Origin of the sequence: Bacillus sp. AP50 (assembly GCF_040492675.1) — a bacterium.
In the GTDB taxonomy this organism is placed as follows: domain Bacteria; phylum Bacillota; class Bacilli; order Bacillales; family Bacillaceae_G; genus Bacillus_A; species Bacillus_A cereus.
In genome coordinates this window covers 1-22,735 of record NZ_JBEUTW010000073.1, presented here as the reverse complement: position 1 = coordinate 22,735, position 22,735 = coordinate 1, and the positions used below count along the sequence as shown (strand labels likewise).

The window sequence follows — 22,735 nt, the reverse complement described above, 5'->3', positions numbered from 1 at the left end:
GTAAAAAGAGGAAGAAAAAGCAAGCAAAGAGACAAAAGTACATAAAGAAAAAACAGGAGCAGAACATACCTTTTTCACAAAAAGTAGTCATTACGATAGAGAAAACATTTCGGTATATTTGTATGTTCTTGTATGTGATTTTTTGTGTGTTTTTATGTGGGATGGTTAAATGTTTGGGGATAACCCCTAATGTTATTGAAGGTATTTTTGGCGTTATGCTTGTTATGGTAGAAGGAATCTTATTCTTTATATTATTTGATAAGGTTTGGCCTAGTCATGAAAGTAAAAAAGATAGAAAAAGAAGCAAAAAATCTTCATCCAATTCAAGCTCATCAAGTGGATTCGGTGACTACAGTAGCAACGATTGTAGCAGCTCAAGTGATGGCGGAGGAGATTGCGGAGGTGGTGGAGACTAAGTTGGTTTTTCAGAAGAACGACTAATGGAAGGATGGGATGAAATATGGAAACTGTGAACTTAATAGAATTAACAAAAGACATTCAAGATCAACATAAAAACTTCGTCGTTTCAAACATAAACAGTCATTGCTTACGCATCGCTGTATTTACTGGTGAATATGATTGGCACTATCATTCTAATTCGGATGAATTATTTATTGTGCTAGAGGGAGAGTTACTTATTGATTTTGAAGATGGAGAAACGGCGGTTTTAAAGCCAAATGATTCTATTTTAATTCCAGCATGTACGATTCATAGAACGAGAGCATTAAAGAGGACGGTAAATCTTTGTTTTGAACATATAGAGGCTGATACGATTATAGTGGAGCGATTATGAAAAAATTATCTGTAGCCGAGTATAGAAAAATCATTCCGATTTTGGAAAGTAATACAAGAACGACGACATTTGCTTATGCGGTATGTGATCAAATGGTAGATGGTGAGGTTTTTGTAAACGGGCAATTAACAGCAGGGTTAATTATTACAGCTAACGGTATTTATTATTTATTTGGTGATACTGATGATCAAAATTATAACGAAGAGTTATTTTCATATTTAAAAACAGCTATTGAGAAAACAGAGAAGAGATTTACACTCTTTACTTCAAGTGAAGAGTGGGAAATGATGTTAGAAGAGCGTTTTAGTAATACACTTCGGAACATCCCGCGAATGAAATTTCAAAGAGTAACCTTTGAGGAGAGAAAACGAGATTGTAACAAAAATACATATGAAGTGAAGCGTATTGATAGAAGAGATATAGAGCGAAGCAGTGAATTTAAAGAGAAGTACTACAAAGAATATTGGGGATCAAAAGAAACGTTTTTGAATAGTGGTTTTGGATTTTGTATAGAACAAGATGGGATAATTGTAGCTGAATGCGTCTCAATATTTAGCGGGAATGGTTATGCTGAAATAGATATCGCAACACATGAAGCGCATCAAGGGAAAGGATTAGCTCAAGCTGTTGCAACACGGTTCATTGAACATTGCATGCAAAATGATATTATACCGAGCTGGGATTGTTATGTAGACAATATTCCTTCGCGAAAATTAGCTAGTAAATTAAGTTTTTATCATCCAATAGAATATAGTTTGTTTGTACGTAAGAAAACGGGGGAATAAAAATGAATGTAGAATTAACGAGATTTAAAGTTAAGCCTGGTAAGAGTCATCGAGTAGATGAATGGATGCAGCTTCTTAATGACAATATGAAAGAAGTCCTTTTGACATTAAACGACGAAAAGATGTACGTTGAGACAATTTTCCGGGAAATAAGAGATGGAGAAGAGTACTTATATTGGTATTCTGTGCAAGGAGAAGGCGGGGCTCTTGTCGAAAATTCTCATTATGAAATCGATAAAAAGCACTTAGCGTTTTGGTATGAATGTATTGATGAAGAAGCAATGTCTATTGATATGAAAACAGAAGTTGTTATGATTCAAGATGTTGTGAGGGAAGCGATGGAATAATAGAGTAATATTTTGTGAACAAAAAACAGTCTTATTTTTTTGCTGAAATATATATTATTGGAGATGCTATAGGATGAGAATTAGTAATAAATATATCACTCTCGATGAAATAGAGATAATAAGAGAATCCTTAAATAAATTGCATGAACATCATAATAATAAATCAAAATATTTTTCTGGCGATTACCCAAGAATGACATTTGAGGAACGTATTGAAAATTATAAAAAGAACTCAAAGTACGGAGAATATAGAATTGAATTATTGATTGAGTCAGAAACAGATAATATATTAGGATTTTGTATAGCGTATAGTAAAAGCGTAAGCGGAAAGATTGAAGTTTTATTTGTTGATGAAAAATACCGAAGAAACGGATTTGGTTTGAAATTAATGAATAGTGCAGTGGAATGGTTTAAAGTGAAAAAGATAGATGAAATTGAATTAACAGTAGTGTATGGAAATGAAGCTGTATCATTTTATGAAAAGCTGGGATTTTATCCTCGTTCAATTATTATGGCAACTAAGTCATAACGATAGTATGGGGAGAGATGAGTGGGAGTTTTTGTTTCAAAAAAATGGTTCATATTTTACTAAATTATATGTGAAGAGCACATCAAAATAAATATGCTTTTTATTATGGAAAAATTTATAAAAGCTGTATTTGGATATCTTTAAGTGAAAATAAAGAGGGATATCGAGAATATTTTAGGATAAACTATAAAGTGAAACTTTAATCAGTGGGGGGGCATCCCTACTGATTATCAGCCCTCACCAATCGGGCTTTTACGAGCAGTCCGCCCCCCCTAACTTCTTTGCTTCCGCTGAATTTTGATGTGGGGTCTTACTGCCTGTTAATGCGGGATAAAGAAATAAAAAACACCAAAACAAAAGACTTACCAATATACGGTGTAGTCGTAACAGGAAAACAGAGGATTTACAAAGTTTACAAGGGTCACCGTATATTAAGGCTGCTGTAAGAGGTGTAACAGTTGAGAAATATTGATTACAAGTAATTAATGTGAATAATCAGAAAATTTATGTTATAATATGGGAAAAGGAGGTTTATATGAGGCAAATACATGGAGCAATTTATATTTACATAACAATGTTTTTCGTGGCGATATCCTATGGATTGGGGCACGTGTATTCGCATCCTATACTAACTTTTTTAAGCGGAGCATGTATGGCGTTTGCGCTTCTTGTCCACCTTTTCTCAGTTTGGATCGTGAAATTTCAATTAAATATTAGTGAAATAGAAGAAGGCACTTTCTAAGTGGCCTTCTTTTTTTAATAATATTTTGGAAGGTCTTGCAGCAATTTTTCAATTTTGCATTCGGTTTCTTCACATATAGACAGTGTGCGTAGTCGGAAAAACAAACTACGTAAGAAAGATTTTATATTTCCGTATAGGTACTCGTACGATTCAGTATGTAATGTCTGTTTTTTGACGGGTAATTGAGCTACTAATTCATGAAGGGCTAATAGGAGTACCTCTTCCTTTAGACCATTTTGTAGCATTGCGACAATCGGATAAACGAGACGTTCGTCTTCTTCATATTTGTAGTAAATAGAATGGACACAAACTTTGTTTAATAAAGTTTGTAATATTTCTTCGTAATATAAAGTTTCCAGTTTAGGACTACGAACAAGCGCCTCAAATGTATCAGAAGCGTGAGCGATACTATGTGCCCAGCCGTGGTCTTGCACATATCCGCGGAAATCATGCTCGTTGTTCATATATAACACTAATCGATCTTTTACATGTAAAAGATCAGCCTGTGATAAGAAATTATGATTTGTATCGGCATCAATAATGAGTGCAATTAATAATGTTGTAAATGCACGGGTAAATACCGCATCTTCGTCATCCGAATGAATCTTATACAATAAATATTTGTCACTGATGCTTTCTAATAATAGTTTCTGTAATTGTGTGTGTGAAAGGTAGTCCTTTTTGATGAGATGGTAAAAAGTAGAGCAAATAAGTTTGTCCCTTAAATAGCTATCGGTAACACCGATATGTTTAAGCATATTGGAAATTAAAGAATCCATGTTAATTGTATCCATTACGTAATGATTATTACGAATTTCTTCTAACTGTTGTTGTAACATATAAACCACCTATTTTAGAAAATTCTGTATTTTAATAGTATAATAAGAGGAAGAAATAGACAATAAATAAGTGCTTTTGAATGGAGGTGGGCATTATGAAGAGAGCATTATTCTTTTTCATTAGTATTTTCTTTTTAGGAAGCTGTTCCATTTCGTATGTTACTTTTTCTAGCGAGAGCAAAAGTTGGACGGGACAATATAAGGGCCATATTAAGGACGACAGTGAAGATGGAGTGTTTACGTTTCAGTATAAGGGCGGAGATGGGAATACAGAATTTAAGAATTTAGAGATTGCTATTAATGGAGCCTTTAGTACAATGACACAAACGTCAGAAGTTCATAGAGGAGCAAAGGTTGAAATGAAGTCTTCTTGTGTAAGTTGCGCGCCTATCTCTAAAGATGAACCAATAGAGATTGTGATTAAATGGGATGATAAGTATGAGGAGAAGATGGTGCTAAATTTGAAATAGCCTAGAGTAAGGGGTTAAAAATGAATAGGCATATGAAAATTGTTATGTTTTTAAGTGTATTTCTAGTCGTATTATCAGCGTGTGATACAAAACAAGTAGAGCAAGTAACGGTAAAAGAAGGGTATATTATATTAAGAAATGACACGGTGTTTTTTGCCGATGATAAAACGTTTAAAACAAAAGTAGAGTTGCAACATTATATAGAACAACAAATGAATAAAGATCATCCAGCACATATAGTCTTGAGCTTTAAGGACAAAGACGCATATAAACAGTTAAAAACAGGGGATAAAATAAAAGTATGGTTTTCTCAAATACTTGAAAGTTATCCAGCAAAAATGATTGTAGAGAAATTTGAAATAGTAGAGAAATAAAAAAGGCAGCAATCAAGCTGCCTTTTTTATTATTTTACAAATTGTAACTCTTTCGGGAACTTCGTTAAAATTTCTGATCCGTCTTTTGTGATGTAAATATCATCTTCAATACGAACGCCACCTACGTTTGGTACGTAAATACCTGGCTCGATTGTGAAGACCATACCTTCTTTTAATGGAGACTCGTTGCCAGCTTTTACATCTGGATATTCGTGTACGCTAATTCCAAGTCCGTGACCCAGGCGGTGTGGGAAGAAGTCACCGTAACCTGCATCTGCGATAACAGAACGAGCAGCGTTGTCGATTGCGCCAAGTGTAACACCTGGTTTACATGCTTCAACTGCTTGTAGTTGTCCAGCAAGTACAGTGTTGTAAATGCGAGTTTGCTCTTCAGAAATTTCACCGAATGCTACTGTACGTGTAATATCAGAGCAATAACCATCAATGATTACGCCTAAATCAAATAGTACGAAATCGCCGCGTTTCATTTTGTTTGCGCCAGGAATACCGTGTGGAAGAGCAGAGTTCGCACCTGCTAATACCATCGTATCAAATGACATTTTATGTATGCCTTTTGTTTTTAATTCGTGTTCAATAATTGCTAATACTTCTAGCTCGCTGCGGTTTTCTTTAATTGCATTTACACCAACTTCAACAGCATAGTCCGCCATTTTAGCTGCTTCGCGTAAAATAGAAAGTTCTTTTTCATCTTTAATTAAACGAAGTTCGCGAACTTTCTCCTCAGCTGATTTGAAAGCTGCATTTGGGAATAATTTCTTTAATTCTTCGTAGCGCTCTACGTTTAAATGTTCTTTTTCAATTGCAACTGCATTTGCATTGATGCCGCGGTCTTTAATTGCTTTTGCAATCATATCCCATGGTCTGTCAGTATCAGTAAATCCGATAATTTCATGTGCCCAGCCAGCGTTACGTGCTTGGCCTTCTTCCATTTTAGGGCAAATTAAAATAGGTTCTTTTTCTTGGAATACAAACATACCAAGAAGTCTTTCGTGTGGTTCACAGTGGAAGTTTGTCATGTAGAAGACGTTCGGTGTAGAAGTTAAGAACGCAGCTTCTACGTTTTTTTCTTTTAGCCATTGCATTAAATTTTCTAATCTAGCATTCATCGATTGGCACCCCCGAGATATTTAATTACAAATATAACTTTAACTCGGAAGAAAGCGTTATGACAAGTAAATAGATGTTAGAAAAGACAGGGGATTGAAAAATCATGTAGAATAAAAAGTGAGAATGTGAATAGGGGAGGAATGTAATAATGAAAGTATCTTATCATGGACATTCAGTTGTGAAAATTGAGGCGAATGGAAAAGTTATTTTAATTGACCCGTTTTTAACAGGTAATCCGAGAACAGATTTAAAAGCTGAAGATGTAAAAGTGGATGCAATCCTTTTATCGCATGGACACGGTGATCATGTTGGAGATACAGTAGAACTTGCGAAGAAAAATAATGCAGTTGTTGTAGCGCCATTTGAACTAGCAACATTTTTAAGTTGGCAAGGTGTAAATACACACCCGATGCATATTGGTGGTTCACATGAATTTGACTTCGGAAAAGTGAAGTTTACACAAGCATTCCACGGCTCTAGTTATATTGATGAAGAAAATAAGACGATTACATATACAGGTATGCCAGCAGGTATTTTATTTACAGCAGAAGAGAGAACTGTATACCACGCAGGAGATACTGCACTATTCTCTGATATGAAGTTAATTGGGGGATTAAATAAAGTTGATCTAGCATTTTTACCAATTGGTGATAATTTCACAATGGGACCAGAAGATGCTGTACTAGCGGCAAAATGGATTAATGCGAAAACTGTTGTACCGATGCATTACAATACGTTCCCAGTTATTGAACAAGATCCATATCAATTTGTAGAAAAGCTACAAAATTGTACAGGGAAAGTATTAGAAGCTGGAGAAAGTATTACACTATAGAAAAGAAACCCTTCATTTGAAAAGAAAAGTGAAGGGTTTTTACGTGTGTAGGACAGCTTTTAATACTTGTATTTGTTTTGGTGATTCTTTTCTTTTGGTACGTGGCTGTTCAGGTGTTTCATTCAATTCCATTGTAACTTTTTTACCATCTACGAAAGCTAAAAATACAGCACCTACAACCTCTAAAAGTTTTTTCATCATGTGTTCGCTCCTTTGATTTATTTCTTGTCTTAATTGTATAGGTAATCAAGTGTGCGAACTATCGAATGAGATGACAATAGCATTACATTGTTGTAATAGAATGACTGGTGGAATGTAAGAGTCATTTTGTTATAAAAAAAATAGTACAGGTATGCAAAGAGAGAGTGTAACAGTTTTGAAAATATAGTATACTGAAAGTACAACACATGAAGAATTTAGGGAAAAGAAAGTATGGTGAAACCATTTGGCTACCAAGCATAACCAAATTTTAGAACATATTAATAGCCTGCCAGTAGGCCATAAAATTTCTGTAAGACAAATTGCGAAAGATTTGAGTGTAAGTGAAGGGACCGCTTACCGTGCAATTAAAGATGCAGAAAATAAAGGGTATGTTAGTACAATTGAACGTGTCGGAACAATTCGAATTGAACAAAAGAAGAAAGAGAATATCGAAAAACTGACATATGCAGAAGTCGTTAACATTGTCGACGGTCAAGTACTTGGAGGCAGAGAAGGACTACATAAAACGTTAAATAAATTCGTAATCGGGGCAATGAAATTAGAAGCGATGATGCGCTATACAGAAGCTGGGAACTTACTTATTGTCGGTAACCGTACGAACGCACATCAATTAGCGTTAGAAACTGGAGCCGCTGTATTAATTACGGGCGGATTTGATACGGAAGATCATGTGAAGAAATTAGCAGATGAATTAAAACTGCCGATTATTTCAAGTAGTTACGATACCTTTACAGTTGCAACGTTAATTAACCGTGCGATTTACGATCAGCTTATTAAGAAAGAAATTGTACTCGTTGAAGATATTTTAACGCCAATTGAAGAAACATTATATTTAAAGCCAAATGATACAGTGCAGCAATGGCATGCCTATAATGAAGAGACGATGCACGGAAGGTATCCGATTGTTGATGAAAGTAACAAAGTGCTAGGAATCGTGACTTCAAAAGATATGATCGGTGTAGCGAAAGAAACACCAATTGATAAAGTAATGACAAAACACCCAATTACAGTGAACGGTAAAATGTCTGTCGCAGCTGCGGCACGTATGATGGTGTGGGAAGGTATTGAGTTACTTCCTGTTGTTGATGAAGGAAATAAACTACAAGGTATTATTAGCCGTCAAGATGTACTTCAGGCACTGCAAATGATTCAACGTCAGCCACAAGTTGGAGAAACCATTGATGATATTGTAACGAATCAATTTATGACGCCGAAAGAAGCGAAGAATGAGCATCTATATCAATTTTCGGTGACGCCGCAAATGACGAACTCAATCGGAACGTTATCGTACGGTGTATTTGCAACAATTGTGACAGAAGCGACAAATCGCGTCATTCGTGCGCAAAAGAAAAGCGATTTAATTGTTGAAAACTTAACGATTTATTTCGTAAAGCCGGTTCAAATTGATAATGTTGTATCTGTTCATCCGAAAGTATTAGAAATTGGGCGTAAATTTGGTAAGGTCGATGTAGAGGTGCATCATGAAGGTAATGTTGTTGGAAAGGCATTACTTATGGTGCAGTTAATCGATAAATAAAAGATGGAACAAATCGTTTTGATTTGTTCCATCTTTCTTTTTTTGTTGTTTTAAATTTGAAAGGCATGATTTTAGATGGGAGTTTTAGTGAAATATGTATGGAGTGGAAAAGTAACGTAAGAAAAGACAGAATAGTAATTCGATTTGGCTGTATATTGTGTTATGATTATATTGTAAGAAAATGGAATTCTGAAAGGTGGTATGCATTATGTCGTCAGCCGTACTCTTTTTTGGTAGTATCGCACTATTTTACTTTCTTGTAATGATACCGATCCAATATTTATATTTACAAGGTTTACATGAAAAAAAGGAAAAGACAGGATTATCTCAGCGAGAGCTATATGAAAAAATGTCTTTTGGAGAAGAACAACTACATTTTCATGTACAAGGTAACCCATTTAATATACCATCTGCGTTTGTTGCATATATGATTTTGAAAGTTAAGGGACGTAAAAAAGCATCACAATATTGATGCTTTTTTATGTTGCTTCATAGACTTCGGCTTCTTTAACTGCTAATGGCAAGAAATGTTTGTATTGGCGAAACCCGTTAAATACACTTGCACTACCAAATAGAACGAATAAAACACCAACGATAATACGAGCGGTTGAAAGTTCTAAAAAGAATTGGTTTATCCCGAAAAATAAAACGAATGAACCGAGTGCCATTGCGGATTTTCCTGAGAGCCAACCTTTCTCCATTGGGCGGTTTGTACGAAAGTATTTTGTTTTGTAAAAGAGGTACAACATAAATGAGACGATAATACAGAAGACTAATACTGGCATAATGAACACTCCCATCGCTTTGTGAAAAATAATAGAAAAGAAAAAGAAATATCTAAACTTTCTAACTTTTATTATAAAGCAATTGTTCGCATGTATGAAATACTTTCCGTTATAATGGAGGATAAAGTGAAGAAGTTGATTAAAAAGGAGATTATACATATGCATGAGCAAATTTTAGGAGCAATTAAAGAGTTTGATACAATTATTATTCATCGCCACGTGCGTCCGGACCCAGATGCGTTAGGTTCACAGGGTGGTCTTGGTACAATTCTACAAGAATCGTTTCCAGAGAAAAATATTTATACGGTTGGGTACAATGAACCGTCACTAGCATACTTACGAGTAATGGATGATATTGAAGATAGTGTATACGAAAATGCGCTTGTTATTGTTTGTGATACTGCGAATCAAGAACGGGTTGACGATCAACGCTATACAAAAGGGAAGATGTTAATTAAAATTGATCATCATCCAAATGAAGATCCATATGGAGATATTACGTGGGTAGACACGACAGCGAGTTCTACAAGTGAAATGATTTATGAGTTTTATAACTATGGAAAAGATAAAGGATTAAAAATAACAAAAGAAGCAGCTCGCCTTATTTTAGCAGGAATTGTTGGAGATACAGGTCGTTTCTTATTCCCAAATACGACAGCAAAAACACTTCGTTACGTAAGTGAGCTTGTTGATATGGGTGTGAAATTCACAGATTTATACAATGAAATGTATAAGACAAAAGAAAAAATTGCTCGTTTAAACGGTTATATTTTACAAAACTTTACGATGGTAGAAGAAGGAGCAGCTTACATTAAATTAACGAAAGAAGTATTAGAAGAGTTTGATGTACTTCCTTCTGAAGCATCTGGTGTTGTTGGAGCGCTTGGCAATATTGATGGATTAAAGGCGTGGGTTCTATTTTTAGAGGAAGATGACGTAATTCGTGTTCGTCTTCGTTCAAAAGGACCAGTTATAAACAAATTGGCAATGCAATATAACGGCGGAGGGCATCCGATGGCTTCTGGTGCCAAGGCATCTTCTTGGGAAGAAGCGGATCGTCTTTTTGCTGATTTACGTGAGATTTGTAAATAAAAGACTATATGTTAGAACGAAAAGAAGGAGCGGCGCTAAAGCCCTCCTTCTTTATTTTTCTTTCTCTATAGTAATGCTAATTTCAAGCACTGTATCAAAAGATATTGTATCGACTTTAAAACGGTATAGGCGATCGTAATGTTTGTATGTTTTATTTTCGATTACCTTTTTTAGTAGGTCTTTATTTTTTGCGATACTTTGAATGTTTTTCGTTAAAAGATGCTGGAGATCATTATGAATAGATGTAGTCATATTTTCGAGTGTAAGATTGTCTAAATCGTATTTTTCTCGATTGATAAGTTTTATTTTAATCTCTTGAATGGTTAAGAGCCGTTTATTTTCAGTGTTCAATTTTTCTTGATCTTCGAGAAGGACGTGGAGCTTTGCTTCTTGTTTTTCTATAATTTCTCTTTGTTCTGCTATTTTACTAGCTTGTTCTTGTTGAAAAACACCGTATATGTACAAAAAAATAAACCAGCTCAACACGCCTCCAACAGCAGCACCAGCTAATACTAAGTACCATCTTTTTGCTGTATTGGCACTTGGTACTCTCATACATGTTCCTGCGTTAGCCATTTAATAATAATGAGACCTGTTTGCATACCACCAGTTGCGAAAAAAATAAGGAGAATTTGTTTTACGATATCTTTCATATCTCCGCCAAAGAAACTTCTTTCAAAGCTATAAAAGGTATCGAATGTTCCGCCGATTGCTGCAACGAGTGCCCAAATTCTTAAATTTTGGGCGAATTGATTAATGTAAGTTAGAGCTGGTTTTCCGATAAGAAACGCACCAAATCCACCAATTAATGAACCGCCAAGTATAACCCCAAAGGCAATAAAATAACTAATAATAAGCAGAGAGAAAAAAGTATGTTCTCTTACATCCATCGTCATTCCCCTTTCTTCTTCATATATATGGACAAAGTATAAGAAGTATGTTTTGATTTCCGCTTTCCTCATCACCTATAATAAAAGTAGTCAAATAGGTAAAGAGAGGGTACAACAGTGAAGTTTGTGCATTTACAATGTCAAACCGTTTTTAGTTTATTAAAAAGTGCTTGTAAAATTGATGAGCTTGTAGTCAGGGCGAAAGAACTTGGTTTTTCATCGCTAGCTATTACGGATGAAAATGTTATGTATGGTGTTATTCCGTTTTATAAAGCATGTAAGAAACATGGTATACAGCCTGTTATTGGATTAACCGCTTCTATTTTTAGTGAAGAAGAAGAAAGGTCTTATCCGCTTGTATTACTTGCTGAGAATGAAATAGGCTACCAAAATTTATTAAAGATTTCTAGCAGTATTATGACAAAGTCCAAAGAAGGTATTCCTAAGAAGTGGCTTGCGCATTATGCGAAAGGATTAATTGCTATTTCGCCAGGTAAAGATGGCGAAATTGAGCAATTATTACTAGAAGACAATGAGAGTCAGGCTGAAGAAGTAGCTCGCACGTATCAAAATATGTTCGGCCATTTTTATATGAGTTTGCAGCATCATGCAATTCAAGATGAGTTGCTTTTACAAGAGAAACTACCTGAATTTATTAGTAGGGTTAATATTCCAGTCGTTGCAACAAATGATGTGCGCTATATCAATCAAAGTGACGCGCTTGTTCACGAATGTTTACTATCTGTTGAAAGTGGAACGAAAATGACTGATCCAGATAGGCCGAGGCTGAAAACAGATCAGTATTATTTAAAGTCATCGGATGAAATGGAAGCACTATTTTCCCATGCGCCGGAAGCAATCCAAAATACAATAAAAATTGCAGAGCGTTGCCAAGTAGAAATACCGTTCCATGTAAATCAACTTCCGAAGTTTCCTGTTCCGTCTAATGAAACGAGTGATATATACTTGCGTCGTGTTTGTGAAGAAGGTTTGCGGAAACGATATGGTGAACCGAAAGAAGTGCATATAAAGCGTTTGGATCATGAATTAAATGTTATTTCTCGTATGGGATTTAGTGATTATTTCCTCATCGTATGGGATTTTATGAAGTATGCACATGAAAATCATATTCTAACAGGACCAGGTCGTGGATCGGCAGCTGGTTCACTCGTTTCATACGTATTAGAAATTACAGATATTAATCCAATTGAATACGATCTATTATTTGAAAGGTTTTTAAATCCTGAACGTGTGACGCTTCCTGATATTGATATTGATTTTCCAGACGTAAGACGTGATGAGATGATTCGCTATGTGAAAGATAAATACGGTCAGCTCCGTGTTGCGCAAATTGTAACGTTTGGTACGCTTGCAGCAAAAGCGGCAATTAGAGACATTGCCCGCGTAATGGGGCTTCCGCCGCGAGATATTGATATATTTTCAAAACTTATCCCATCAAAGCTTGGTATAACGTTAAAAGATGCATATGAAGAATCACAATCACTTCGTGAGTTTATACAAGGGAATCTTTTGCATGAGCGTGTGTTTGAAATCGCAAAACGTGTAGAAGGTTTACCACGTCATACGTCTATTCATGCGGCTGGTGTTATTATGAGTCAAGAACCGCTAACAGGCAGTGTAGCAATTCAAGAAGGACATAACGATGTTTATGTTACGCAATATCCAGCCGATGCGCTAGAAGAACTTGGGTTGCTTAAGATGGACTTTTTAGGATTACGTAATTTAACGTTACTTGAAAATATTATAAAATTTATCGCGAACAAAACTGGGAAAGAAATCGATATAAGAAACTTACCTCTTCAAGATGAAAAGACATTCCAATTATTAGGGAGAGGAGATACAACAGGTGTATTCCAGCTTGAGTCAGGCGGTATGCGAAATGTACTTCGCGGGTTAAAACCGAATGAGTTTGAAGATATCGTAGCTGTTAACTCGTTATACAGACCAGGACCGATGGAACAGATACCGACTTTTATTGAATCGAAACATGGAAAAAGAAAAATCGAATATTTACATCCGGATTTAAAGCCAATTTTAGAAAGAACATACGGCGTCATTGTATACCAAGAACAAATTATGCAAATTGCATCGAAGTTAGCAGGGTTTTCGCTTGGAGAAGCAGATTTACTGCGCCGTGCAGTGAGTAAAAAAAATCGTGATATTTTAGATCAGGAACGTAAGCATTTCGTCCAGGGATGTTTGCGAAATGGATATGATGAGACGTCTGCTGAAAAAATTTATGATTTAATTGTAAGATTTGCGAATTACGGTTTTAACCGAAGTCACGCTGTAGCTTACAGTATGATCGGATATCAGCTTGCCTATTTGAAAGCGAACTATACGCTGGAATTTATGACGGCATTATTATCAAGCGCAATTGGAAATGAAGATAAAATTGTACAGTATATACGAGAAACGAAGCGGAAAGGTTTTCACGTTTTGCCGCCGTCTCTTCAGAGAAGTGGTTATAACTTCCAAATAGAAGGGAATGCGATACGTTACAGTTTACTTTCGATCCGAAATATTGGAATGGCTACAGTGACGGCATTATTAGAAGAACGAGAGAAAAAAATGTTCGAAGATTTATTTGAATTTTGTCTCCGTATGCCGTCAAAGTTCGTAACGGAGCGTAATTTAGAAGCTTTCGTCTGGTCGGGATGTTTTGATGATTTTGGTGTTTCGAGAACGAATTTATGGAAAAGTATTAAAGGGGCGTTAGAGTACGCGAATCTCGCACGTGATTTAGGAGATGCTGTTCCAAAATCAAAATATGTACAAGGAGAAGAGCTATCTTTTATTGAACAACTAAATAAAGAGAAAGAAGTACTTGGCTTTTATTTATCAAGTTATCCGACAGCGCAATATGTGAAGTTAGCAAAAGAATTAGAAATTCCATCTCTCGCTCAGGCGATGCGACACAAGAAAAAAGTACAAAGAGCTATTGTGTATATAACAAGTGTTAGAGTGATTCGTACGAAAAAGTTTCAAAAGATGGCATTTATTACATTCTGTGATCAAAATGATGAAATGGAAGCGGTCCTCTTCCCGGAAACGTATATACATTTCTCGGATAAGTTGCAAGAAGGAGCAATTGTTTTAGTTGACGGTACGATTGAGCTAAGAAATCATAAGCTGCAATGGATTGTAAATGGACTATATCCGCTAGAGGAAATGGATGTTTATGAAGAAAAGAAAGACGCATCTGTTTACGTGAAATTGCCATCTCAGTATGAGAAAAAGCTTTTAAATCGGGTTACGAAAATATTGTTCGACTATTCAGGTTTTGCGAAAGTACTAATTTATTATGAAAAGGAACATAAAATGGTACAATTATCTCGGAGTTTATCGATTCATCCAAGTGAAGAATGTTTAGGAGCACTTCGTGAAATTGTCGGGGAAGAAAATGTAGTTGTGAAAATATAATGGACAATTTCCCTACACTTCGATTATTATAGTAGTAGTGTTCGTGGTCAGACCACTTGGAGAAATTGATATCAGCAAGAATAATTTGAGGAGAGTGGATAGTTTGTCAACACTTCGTGAAGAAGCACTTCACATGCATAAAGTGCATCAAGGAAAATTAGAAACTGTATCAAAAGTAAAAGTAGAAAATGCAAAAGATTTAAGTCTTGCATATTCTCCAGGGGTTGCAGAACCTTGTAAAGAAATTTATGACGATAAAAGTAAGGTATATGAATATACGATGAAGGGAAATATGGTAGCAGTTGTGACAGATGGAACAGCTGTACTTGGTCTTGGTAACATTGGACCTGAAGCATCTCTTCCAGTAATGGAAGGTAAAGCTGTATTATTCAAGAGCTTTGCTGGTGTAGATGCATTCCCAATTGCCTTAAATACAAACGATGTAGATAAAATTGTTGAAACTGTAAAATTAATGGAGCCAACTTTTGGCGGCGTTAACTTAGAAGATATCGCAGCACCAAACTGCTTCATTATTGAAGAGCGTTTGAAAAAAGAAACAAATATTCCTATCTTCCATGATGATCAACACGGAACAGCTATTGTAACAGTAGCAGGTCTTGTAAATGCACTGAAATTAGTTGGAAAGAAAATGTCTGACATTAAAGTTGTCGCAAATGGCGCAGGTGCAGCAGGTATTGCAATTATTAAACTTTTATATCGCTATGGTGTACGCGACATTATTATGTGTGACCGTAAAGGGGCAATCTATGATGGTCGTCCTACAGGTATGAATCCGGTGAAGGATGAAGTTGCAAAATATACAAATAAGAATCGTATAGAAGGTTCTTTAGCTGATGTTGTACAAGGTGCAGACGTATTCATTGGTGTATCTGCAGAAGGTGCATTAACAGAAGAGATGGTTCGTACAATGAATGACGATGCGATTATTTTTGCAATGGCGAATCCAGTTCCAGAAATTATGCCAGAATTGGCAAAAGCAGCGGGCGCAGCTGTTGTTGGAACAGGTCGTTCTGACTTCCCGAACCAAGTAAATAATGTACTGGCGTTCCCTGGTATTTTCCGCGGTGCACTTGACGTACATGCGACACAAATTAACGAAGAAATGAAGATGGCAGCTGTACAGGCTATTGCTGAGCTTGTAGCAGAAGATGAGTTAAATGCAGACTATATCATTCCGGCACCATTTGACGCGCGTGTAGCGCCTCAAGTAGCGGCTTACGTTGCAAAAGCAGCAATGGAGACAGGAGTAGCTCGCCGTCAAGTAGATCCAAATGAGATCGCTGAAAAAACAAAACAATTAGCGCTGATTGGTAAAGAATAAGCGAGGAAATTCCATTGACATCATCAAATACAAAAGTATATCTCGAAATTGTAAAAAAAATCCGTTCCATTATGGAAGAGGATGGATTGGTGGCGGGGGATCGTTTGCCGTCTGAGCGTGAGTTAAGTTCACGCTTAAACGTAGGACGTTCCTCTGTAAGAGAAGCATTGCGTGCTTTAGAACTGGTAGGATTGATTGAAACGAGACGTGGTGAAGGGACGTTTATTCGAAACTTTTATGATAACGGTCTTGTACAATTAATTGCTCCGTTCTTATTGCAAGATGAGAAAACAATTCGTGATTTATTACAAACGAAACGATTACTCGAGAAAGATATGATTCGAATTGTATGTAATTTACCGAAAGAAACGTTTTCTAAAGTGCTAAGTAAATTACACCAAGTACTTGAAGGAAATGAAAACTCAATCCCAACGCTTCATCAAACGTTCTTTAAAACACTTATTGAACAAGTCGATAATTATTTACTATATCGCATTTGGATGATCGTAAATGATTACGTATCAACGCTTTCTTGTAAAGTTTCAAGAGATTCTATCGATATGTATAGAAAGCTTTACGCTACTTTGGAAGAAAAACAAGAAAATGATGCACTAAAAATTTACGATGAATTAGTAGAGAATATACAGTTTCACTCGTAATGTATAAAATTTGTCGAAATGACCATGACACGTTATGACAAACATTCTACCGCGTAGCGGTTAAAGTTAAACGTAAAGAGTGAGGTTATTAGACAGATTGAGAAGATAAGGCTAACATCAAACTTTGGTGTTAGCCCCATTTTCTTCTTACGCTAACCTTAGCTCTCAACGAAGGGGGTCAAATTGTGCTAAGAGATTTATTCGTGAAAAAGAAAAAGTACGCTGCAATACCTTCAGAACAAGTACGAAAAGATGTGCCAGATGGCGTTATGACAAAATGTCCGGAATGTAAAAAAATCATGTATACGAAAGAACTTCTAAAAAATTTAAAAGTATGTGTGAATTGTGGATATCATCATCCTATGAATGCATGGGAACGTCTTGATAGTATATTGGACGAAGGGTCATTCCGTGAGTATGACAAAGAAATGGTTTCATTAAATCCACTCGAGTTTCCAGGTTATGAAGAGAAACTAGAGAGCGATCGTAAGAAGACTGAATTGAACGAAGCGGTTGTAACTGGTGAAGGAACAATTGATGACATGCTTGTTGTTGTTGCAGTAATGGATTCTCGTTTTCGAATGGGGAGCATGGGCTCTGTAGTAGGAGAAAAAATCGCCCGTGCGGTTGAAAAGGCGTACGACTTACAAGTTCCATTTATTATCTTTACTGCTTCGGGTGGTGCCCGTATGCAAGAAGGTATATTAAGTTTAATGCAAATGGCAAAAACAAGCGTAGCTTTGAAAAAGCATAGTAATGCAGGAGGATTATTTATTTCTGTTATGACTCACCCAACGACGGGCGGGGTTTCAGCGAGTTTCGCTTCACTTGGTGATTATAATCTTGCAGAACCAGGTGCACTTATCGGATTTGCTGGTAGACGTGTAATTGAACAAACGGTGCGTGAGAAACTACCGGAAGATTTCCAAACGGCAGAATTCTTACTAGATCATGGTCAATTAGATGCGGTGGTGCATCGTGATGATATGAGAGAATCGCTTCGTAAGATTTTAGAAGTTCATCAAGGAGGGGAAGTGGCTGTATGGCAGAGCTAGAATTTGAAAAACCAGTTGTTGAGCTAAGAAATAAGATTCGTGAACTGAAAGACTATACGAAAAACAGCCAGATGGACTTCAGTGAGGAGATTCGTATTTTGGAAGAAAAGCTAGAAAATTTAGAGGAAGATATATACGGCAATCTAAAAGTATGGGACCGTGTTCAAATTGCTCGTCATGCAGAACGACCGACAACGCTCGATTATATTGAGCACTTATTTACTGATTTTTTCGAATGTCATGGAGATCGTCTATTTGGCGATGATGCAGCGATTGTCGGCGGCATTGCGAAATATAAAGGGATGCCTGTAACTGTAATTGGGCATCAGCGCGGAAAAGATACGAAAGAAAATATTCGCCGTAACTTTGGAATGCCTCATCCAGAAGGATATCGAAAAGCACTGCGTCTCATGAAACAAGCGGAAAAGTTTAATCGTCCTATTATTTGTTTCATCGATACGAAGGGAGCTTATCCTGGTAAAGCAGCTGAAGAACGTGGACAAAGTGAAGCTATTGCCCGCAACCTATTTGAGATGGCAGGTTTAACGGTACCAGTTATTTGTATCGTTATCGGTGAAGGCGGTAGTGGTGGTGCGCTAGGCCTTGGAGTAGGAGATTACATTCATATGCTAGAAAATTCCACTTATTCTGTTATTACACCAGAGGGTGCAGCGGCAATTCTTTGGAAAGATGCAGGAAAAGCAAAGGAAGCTGCAGAGGCAATGAAAATTACAGCAGCAGATTTGAAAGAATTAGGTGTAATTGATGAAATTATTCCAGAGACAAAAGGTGGAGCTCACCGTAATGTTTTGAAACAGTCAGAAAATATAGACTTAATAATTAGAAAAACTTTTGAACAATTAAACGGAATTTCGAAAGATGAATTAATCGAAAAACGTTATGAAAAATATATGAAAATTGGGCAAGTTTCGTTTTCAAACGCTTCCATTGGGATAAAATAAGAAAAGCGTGCGTTCCTCTTCGCGAATGCACGTTTTTATTATGAAAAGACACATCTTCTCCATTGTGTTTTTATATTTTTTCGTGTTATTTTATTATAAGGCAAATAATCTTTATGAGGTGAGTACAAATGAAACGTATTGGTGTATTAACAAGTGGTGGAGATTCACCTGGTATGAATGCTGCCATTCGTGCAGTTGTTCGTAAAGCGATTTTCCATGATATTGAAGTATATGGTATTTACCATGGATACGCTGGATTAATTTCTGGTCACATTGAAAAATTAGAACTTGGTTCTGTTGGCGATATTATCCACCGCGGTGGTACGAAATTATATACAGCAAGATGTCCTGAGTTTAAAGACCCAGAAGTACGACTAAAAGGTATCGAGCAATTAAAGAAACATGGTATCGAAGGACTTGTTGTTATTGGTGGAGATGGTTCTTACCAAGGCGCTAAAAAATTAACTGAACAAGGATTCCCATGTGTTGGTGTACCAGGTACAATCGACAATGATATCCCTGGAACAGACTTCACAATTGGTTTCGATACAGCTTTAAACACTGTTATTGATGCAATTGATAAAATCCGTGATACAGCTACATCTCATGAACGTACATATGTTATCGAAGTAATGGGACGTCATGCTGGAGATATCGCATTATGGGCTGGTTTAGCTGATGGTGCAGAAACAATCTTAATTCCAGAAGAAGAGTATGACATGGATGATGTAATCGCTCGTCTAAAACGTGGTAGCGAACGTGGTAAAAAACACAGTATTATCATTGTAGCTGAAGGTGTTGGAAGTGCAATTGACATCGGTAAGCACATTGAAGAAGCAACAAACTTTGATACTCGTGTAACTGTATTAGGTCACGTACAACGTGGTGGATCACCAAGTGCACAAGACCGTGTATTAGCAAGTCGTCTTGGTGCAAGAGCAGTTGAGTTGTTAATTGCTGGTAAAGGTGGACGTTGTGTAGGTATTCAAGATAATAAACTTGTTGATCATGACATTATCGAAGCGTTAGCTCAAAAGCATACAATCGATAAAGATATGTATCAATTATCTAAAGAATTATCCATCTAATCGGCGTAATGTCAGATATTTGGGAACGGTTTCATAATTTTCGGAGGTGCAATATGCGTAAAACTAAAATTGTATGTACTATAGGTCCTGCTAGTGAAAGTATTGAAAAATTAGAGCAATTAATCGAAGCAGGTATGAACGTTGCTCGTTTAAACTTCTCTCATGGTAGCCATGAAGAGCACGGAGCTCGTATTAAAAACATTCGTGAAGCTTCAAAGAAAACTGGTAAAACAGTTGGTATCTTACTTGATACAAAAGGTCCAGAAATCCGTACTCACGACTTCGTAGACGGACAAGCTGAGCTTGTAACAGGTGCAGAGGTAGTTCTTTCTACTGAGCAAGTATTAGGTACTGCAGAGAAGTTCTCTGTATCTTATGCTGGTCTTTATGACGATGTAGACCCAGGTTCTCGTATTCTAATCGATGACGGTCTTATCGAACTAGAAGTAATCGAAAAAGCTGATGGAAACATCCGTACAAAAGTTCTTAACAGCGGAACTGTAAAAAATAAAAAAGGTGTTAACGTACCAAACGTAAGCATTAAGCTTCCTGGTATCACTGAAAAAGACGTAAAAGATATCATCTTCGGTATCGAGCAAAAAGTTGATTTCATTGCAGCTTCATTCGTACGTAAAGCGTCTGACGTATTAGAAATCCGTGAATTATTAGAAGAGCATAACGCTCAATACATCCAAATCGTACCAAAAATCGAAAACCAAGAAGGTATCGACAACATCGATTCAATCTTAGAAGTTTCTGACGGTTTAATGGTAGCTCGTGGTGATATGGGTGTAGAAATTCCACCAGAAGAAGTACCGTTAGTACAAAAACGTCTAATTAAAAAATGTAACGTGTTAGGTAAACCGGTTATTACTGCAACACAAATGTTAGATTCTATGCAACGTAACCCACGTCCAACTCGTGCGGAAGCAAGTGACGTAGCTAACGCAATCTTCGATGGTACAGATGCAATCATGCTTTCAGGTGAAACAGCTGCTGGACAATATCCGGTAGAAGCAGTAACAATGATGGCTAACATTGCGGTACGTGTTGAAAAATCATTACAATATGAAGATATGTTCAAAAAACGTATTAAAGAGTTCACTCCAACAATTACAGATGCAATTAGCCAATCTGTTGCGCATACAGCACTTGCTCTTGATGTAGCTGCAATCGTAGCTCCAACAGAAAGTGGATATACTGCGAAAATGATCTCTAAATACCGTCCAAAATCTCCAATCGTAGCTGTAACATCTGACGAGCAAGTAGGACGTCGTCTTGCACTTGTTTGGGGTGTACAAGCATTTATGGCTGAGAAGCGCGCAGCTTCAACTGACGAAATGTTAGATACAGCAATTCAAACAGGTATGGATGCGGGTCTAATTGGACTTGGAGATACTGTAGTGATTACTGCGGGTGTTCCAGTTGCTGAAACTGGTACAACAAACTTAATGAAAATCCACGTTGTTGGTGAAGAAATTGCTAAAGGACAAGGAATTGGTCGTAAAGCTGCAAAAGGTAAAGTAGTTGTAGCAAAAACAGCTGCTGAAGCTGTAGCGAACGTAAACGAAGGTGATATCCTTGTTACAACAAGCACTGATAAAGATATGATTCCTGCAATCGAAAAAGCTGCGGCTTTAGTTGTAGAAGAAGGTGGCTTAACAAGCCATGCAGCTGTTGTAGGCGTATCAATCGGTATTCCTGTTATCGTTGGTGTAAACGGCGTAACAGCAACTTTAAAAAATGGCCAAGAAGTAACAGTTGATGCAGCACGCGGAATTGTTTATAATGGACATGCGGAAGTGCTATAAGTAATACGGAGAGAAGGATCGGAGTCCTTCTCTTTTTTTTACACAAAAACGAGATAGAATTAGCTTAAAGCGCCTAGAATTGCTTTTAAAAGCTGTTTGTTATGTGTTTTAATATGAAAGAGTATCTATATTTCATATGATGTATATAGGCGTTGTGAGGACGTTAAAAGTGAGTTGTGAGAGAGGTGTAGAACTATGAAGTGGTTACTATTCTTGTTTATTTTAATACCGGCGATTGAGATTACGGTCTTAATTGGATCAAGTCATGTAATAGGTTTATGGTCTACGTTCGCTATGATTGTATTTACAGGTGTTGTAGGTGTGTATTTGGCGAAAAGACAAGGGTTTAAAGTGCTTGGAGAGATTCAATCTAAGTTGAATAGAGGGGAAATGCCAGGTGAGGCGGTACTAGATGGTATTTTTGTATTTGTAGGAGGTATTCTCTTAGTGCTTCCTGGGTATGTGACCGATGTGCTAGGGTTTATCTGCGTGATCCCTATTACGAGAGCTTTATTGAAGCCGCTTGTTATGAAGTGGATGGAATGGAAATTTAGAAAGAACTCTACTATTATTATTCAGAAATAGCACTTAGATTGTAGAAATCTAAGTGCTATTTTTTTGTATTGTAAGAGGAGAGGAACTTTCTGATTGAAGCTTTGCTTTACCTCGCTATTTGTGGGGTGAAATTTCTATCTCAAAGCTGGGCTGCTCGTAAGCGTCTGATGTGGGGCGAATGATGAGTGGGGATGAACAAAACGTTCGCTTATTATATGTGCTATATAATTTTCGTTTGAACTCTTGTGTGTACTTCGATTAAACTTGTGATTTTTTAGTGCTATTAATTTAGATGAATAAGATGGAGGGAAACGCTGCTGAATTAAAGTTTTGCTTTCTTATATAAAGGAACGATTGGTGTAAAAAATTCATATAAAAAGGCGGAGATTGTTAGTTGAAGTCTTGTTTTATGCTATTTTGTATATTTATTCATTTACATAAAAAGTAATAAATG

At 36.6% G+C, this 22,735-nt stretch carries 26 protein-coding genes and 1 pseudogene; 21 read left to right on the top strand and 6 right to left on the bottom strand.

What is annotated here, in order from left to right:
- The 7 genes and pseudogenes from ABWK52_RS07350 to ABWK52_RS07320 all read left to right on the top strand — a co-directional run.
- The coding region (locus tag ABWK52_RS07350; RefSeq protein ID WP_353771903.1) for a hypothetical protein at positions 1-416 on the top strand (416 nt) is incomplete at its 5' end.
- Between the two features lie 44 nt (positions 417-460).
- Positions 461-793, top strand: a complete 333-nt coding sequence (locus ABWK52_RS07345; RefSeq protein WP_000450932.1) for a cupin domain-containing protein — start codon at positions 461-463, stop codon at positions 791-793.
- Complete coding sequence (locus ABWK52_RS07340; RefSeq protein ID WP_000736730.1) at positions 790-1,578, top strand: GNAT family N-acetyltransferase; 789 nt, start codon at positions 790-792, stop codon at positions 1,576-1,578. Before ABWK52_RS07345 ends, ABWK52_RS07340 begins: the two co-directional genes overlap by 4 nt.
- Positions 1,579-1,580: 2 nt before the next feature.
- A complete protein-coding gene (locus ABWK52_RS07335; protein WP_001100208.1) occupies positions 1,581-1,925 on the top strand; it encodes a DUF6176 family protein in 345 nt (114 codons plus the stop codon).
- A 73-nt stretch (positions 1,926-1,998) separates the two neighbouring features.
- Positions 1,999-2,454 carry a GNAT family N-acetyltransferase gene (locus ABWK52_RS07330; RefSeq protein ID WP_001222921.1) on the top strand — a complete coding sequence of 152 codons (456 nt, stop codon included), beginning with the start codon at positions 1,999-2,001 and terminating at the stop codon, positions 2,452-2,454.
- Between the two features lie 332 nt (positions 2,455-2,786).
- A pseudogene (locus ABWK52_RS07325) lies at positions 2,787-2,926 on the top strand (anti sigma factor C-terminal domain-containing protein); the annotation flags it as partial.
- 63 nt (positions 2,927-2,989) lie between these two features.
- Positions 2,990-3,196, top strand: a complete 207-nt coding sequence (locus ABWK52_RS07320; RefSeq protein ID WP_001248905.1) for a hypothetical protein — start codon at positions 2,990-2,992, stop codon at positions 3,194-3,196.
- 14 nt (positions 3,197-3,210) lie between these two features.
- Here ABWK52_RS07320 and ABWK52_RS07315 read toward each other — a convergent pair whose 3' ends face one another.
- Complete coding sequence (locus ABWK52_RS07315) at positions 3,211-4,035, bottom strand: DUF2785 domain-containing protein (RefSeq protein WP_000941455.1); 825 nt, start codon at positions 4,033-4,035, stop codon at positions 3,211-3,213.
- Between the two features lie 95 nt (positions 4,036-4,130).
- Between ABWK52_RS07315 and ABWK52_RS07310 the strand changes: the two genes are divergently transcribed.
- Both ABWK52_RS07310 and ABWK52_RS07305 read left to right on the top strand, forming a co-directional pair.
- A complete protein-coding gene (locus tag ABWK52_RS07310) occupies positions 4,131-4,505 on the top strand; it encodes a hypothetical protein (protein WP_000816711.1) in 375 nt (124 codons plus the stop codon).
- A gap of 20 nt (positions 4,506-4,525) precedes the next feature.
- On the top strand, positions 4,526-4,879 hold the full coding sequence (locus tag ABWK52_RS07305) for a DUF3221 domain-containing protein (RefSeq protein WP_001079374.1): 354 nt from the start codon (positions 4,526-4,528) through the stop codon (positions 4,877-4,879).
- A 29-nt stretch (positions 4,880-4,908) separates the two neighbouring features.
- On the opposite strand, the gene pepQ is transcribed toward ABWK52_RS07305, so the two are convergent.
- Positions 4,909-6,006, bottom strand: coding sequence for a Xaa-Pro dipeptidase (gene pepQ, locus ABWK52_RS07300; protein WP_000994024.1), 1,098 nt, complete (start codon positions 6,004-6,006; stop codon positions 4,909-4,911).
- A gap of 149 nt (positions 6,007-6,155) precedes the next feature.
- Here pepQ and ABWK52_RS07295 point away from each other — a divergent pair, with 149 nt between their 5' ends.
- Positions 6,156-6,839 (top strand): metal-dependent hydrolase, encoded by a 684-nt coding sequence (locus ABWK52_RS07295; RefSeq protein WP_098541183.1) that lies wholly within the window; start codon positions 6,156-6,158, stop codon positions 6,837-6,839.
- 39 nt (positions 6,840-6,878) lie between these two features.
- Here ABWK52_RS07295 and ABWK52_RS07290 read toward each other — a convergent pair whose 3' ends face one another.
- Positions 6,879-7,040: a hypothetical protein gene (locus tag ABWK52_RS07290; protein ID WP_000976306.1), complete on the bottom strand. Its 162-nt coding sequence runs from the start codon at positions 7,038-7,040 to the stop codon at positions 6,879-6,881.
- Between the two features lie 244 nt (positions 7,041-7,284).
- Here ABWK52_RS07290 and ABWK52_RS07285 point away from each other — a divergent pair, with 244 nt between their 5' ends.
- Both ABWK52_RS07285 and ABWK52_RS07280 read left to right on the top strand, forming a co-directional pair.
- Positions 7,285-8,598 carry a CBS domain-containing protein gene (locus ABWK52_RS07285; RefSeq protein ID WP_000201590.1) on the top strand — a complete coding sequence of 438 codons (1,314 nt, stop codon included), beginning with the start codon at positions 7,285-7,287 and terminating at the stop codon, positions 8,596-8,598.
- A gap of 208 nt (positions 8,599-8,806) precedes the next feature.
- Positions 8,807-9,070, top strand: coding sequence for a DUF3949 domain-containing protein (locus ABWK52_RS07280; RefSeq protein ID WP_000093045.1), 264 nt, complete (start codon positions 8,807-8,809; stop codon positions 9,068-9,070).
- Positions 9,071-9,077: 7 nt separating this feature from the next.
- Here the strand turns inward: ABWK52_RS07280 and ABWK52_RS07275 are convergent, their stop codons facing one another.
- Positions 9,078-9,383, bottom strand: coding sequence for a YtpI family protein (locus tag ABWK52_RS07275; RefSeq protein ID WP_001144776.1), 306 nt, complete (start codon positions 9,381-9,383; stop codon positions 9,078-9,080).
- A gap of 159 nt (positions 9,384-9,542) precedes the next feature.
- On the opposite strand from ABWK52_RS07275, the gene ABWK52_RS07270 reads away from it, so the two are divergent.
- Positions 9,543-10,475: a DHH family phosphoesterase gene (locus ABWK52_RS07270; RefSeq protein ID WP_000545136.1), complete on the top strand. Its 933-nt coding sequence runs from the start codon at positions 9,543-9,545 to the stop codon at positions 10,473-10,475.
- Positions 10,476-10,526: 51 nt separating this feature from the next.
- Here the strand turns inward: ABWK52_RS07270 and ytrI are convergent, their stop codons facing one another.
- Both ytrI and ABWK52_RS07260 read right to left on the bottom strand, forming a co-directional pair.
- Positions 10,527-11,030, bottom strand: coding sequence for a sporulation membrane protein YtrI (gene ytrI, locus ABWK52_RS07265; RefSeq protein ID WP_001265740.1), 504 nt, complete (start codon positions 11,028-11,030; stop codon positions 10,527-10,529).
- Positions 11,027-11,440 carry a YtrH family sporulation protein gene (locus tag ABWK52_RS07260; protein ID WP_002005839.1) on the bottom strand — a complete coding sequence of 138 codons (414 nt, stop codon included), beginning with the start codon at positions 11,438-11,440 and terminating at the stop codon, positions 11,027-11,029. Before ABWK52_RS07260 ends, ytrI begins: the two co-directional genes overlap by 4 nt.
- A gap of 42 nt (positions 11,441-11,482) precedes the next feature.
- Between ABWK52_RS07260 and dnaE the strand changes: the two genes are divergently transcribed.
- From dnaE to ABWK52_RS07220, 8 genes are all read left to right on the top strand, one after another.
- Positions 11,483-14,809, top strand: coding sequence for a DNA polymerase III subunit alpha (dnaE, locus tag ABWK52_RS07255; RefSeq protein WP_000673731.1), 3,327 nt, complete (start codon positions 11,483-11,485; stop codon positions 14,807-14,809).
- Between the two features lie 133 nt (positions 14,810-14,942).
- Complete coding sequence (locus tag ABWK52_RS07250) at positions 14,943-16,151, top strand: NAD(P)-dependent malic enzyme (RefSeq protein WP_161508111.1); 1,209 nt, start codon at positions 14,943-14,945, stop codon at positions 16,149-16,151.
- A gap of 14 nt (positions 16,152-16,165) precedes the next feature.
- Entirely contained in the window at positions 16,166-16,810 is a 645-nt protein-coding gene (locus ABWK52_RS07245) for a FadR/GntR family transcriptional regulator (RefSeq protein ID WP_000204440.1), read from the top strand.
- A gap of 185 nt (positions 16,811-16,995) precedes the next feature.
- Positions 16,996-17,865, top strand: coding sequence for an acetyl-CoA carboxylase, carboxyltransferase subunit beta (gene accD, locus ABWK52_RS07240; RefSeq protein ID WP_000942857.1), 870 nt, complete (start codon positions 16,996-16,998; stop codon positions 17,863-17,865).
- Positions 17,853-18,827 carry an acetyl-CoA carboxylase carboxyl transferase subunit alpha gene (accA, locus tag ABWK52_RS07235; RefSeq protein WP_098559442.1) on the top strand — a complete coding sequence of 325 codons (975 nt, stop codon included), beginning with the start codon at positions 17,853-17,855 and terminating at the stop codon, positions 18,825-18,827. The genes accD and accA overlap by 13 nt, the downstream gene beginning before the upstream one ends.
- 128 nt (positions 18,828-18,955) lie before the next feature.
- Positions 18,956-19,915: a 6-phosphofructokinase gene (gene pfkA, locus ABWK52_RS07230; protein ID WP_000821156.1), complete on the top strand. Its 960-nt coding sequence runs from the start codon at positions 18,956-18,958 to the stop codon at positions 19,913-19,915.
- A 53-nt stretch (positions 19,916-19,968) separates the two neighbouring features.
- Positions 19,969-21,726 carry a pyruvate kinase gene (pyk, locus tag ABWK52_RS07225; RefSeq protein WP_001232673.1) on the top strand — a complete coding sequence of 586 codons (1,758 nt, stop codon included), beginning with the start codon at positions 19,969-19,971 and terminating at the stop codon, positions 21,724-21,726.
- Between the two features lie 195 nt (positions 21,727-21,921).
- A complete protein-coding gene (locus tag ABWK52_RS07220; protein WP_000871631.1) occupies positions 21,922-22,311 on the top strand; it encodes an FxsA family protein in 390 nt (129 codons plus the stop codon).
- The last annotated feature ends 424 nt before the right edge of the window (positions 22,312-22,735 follow it).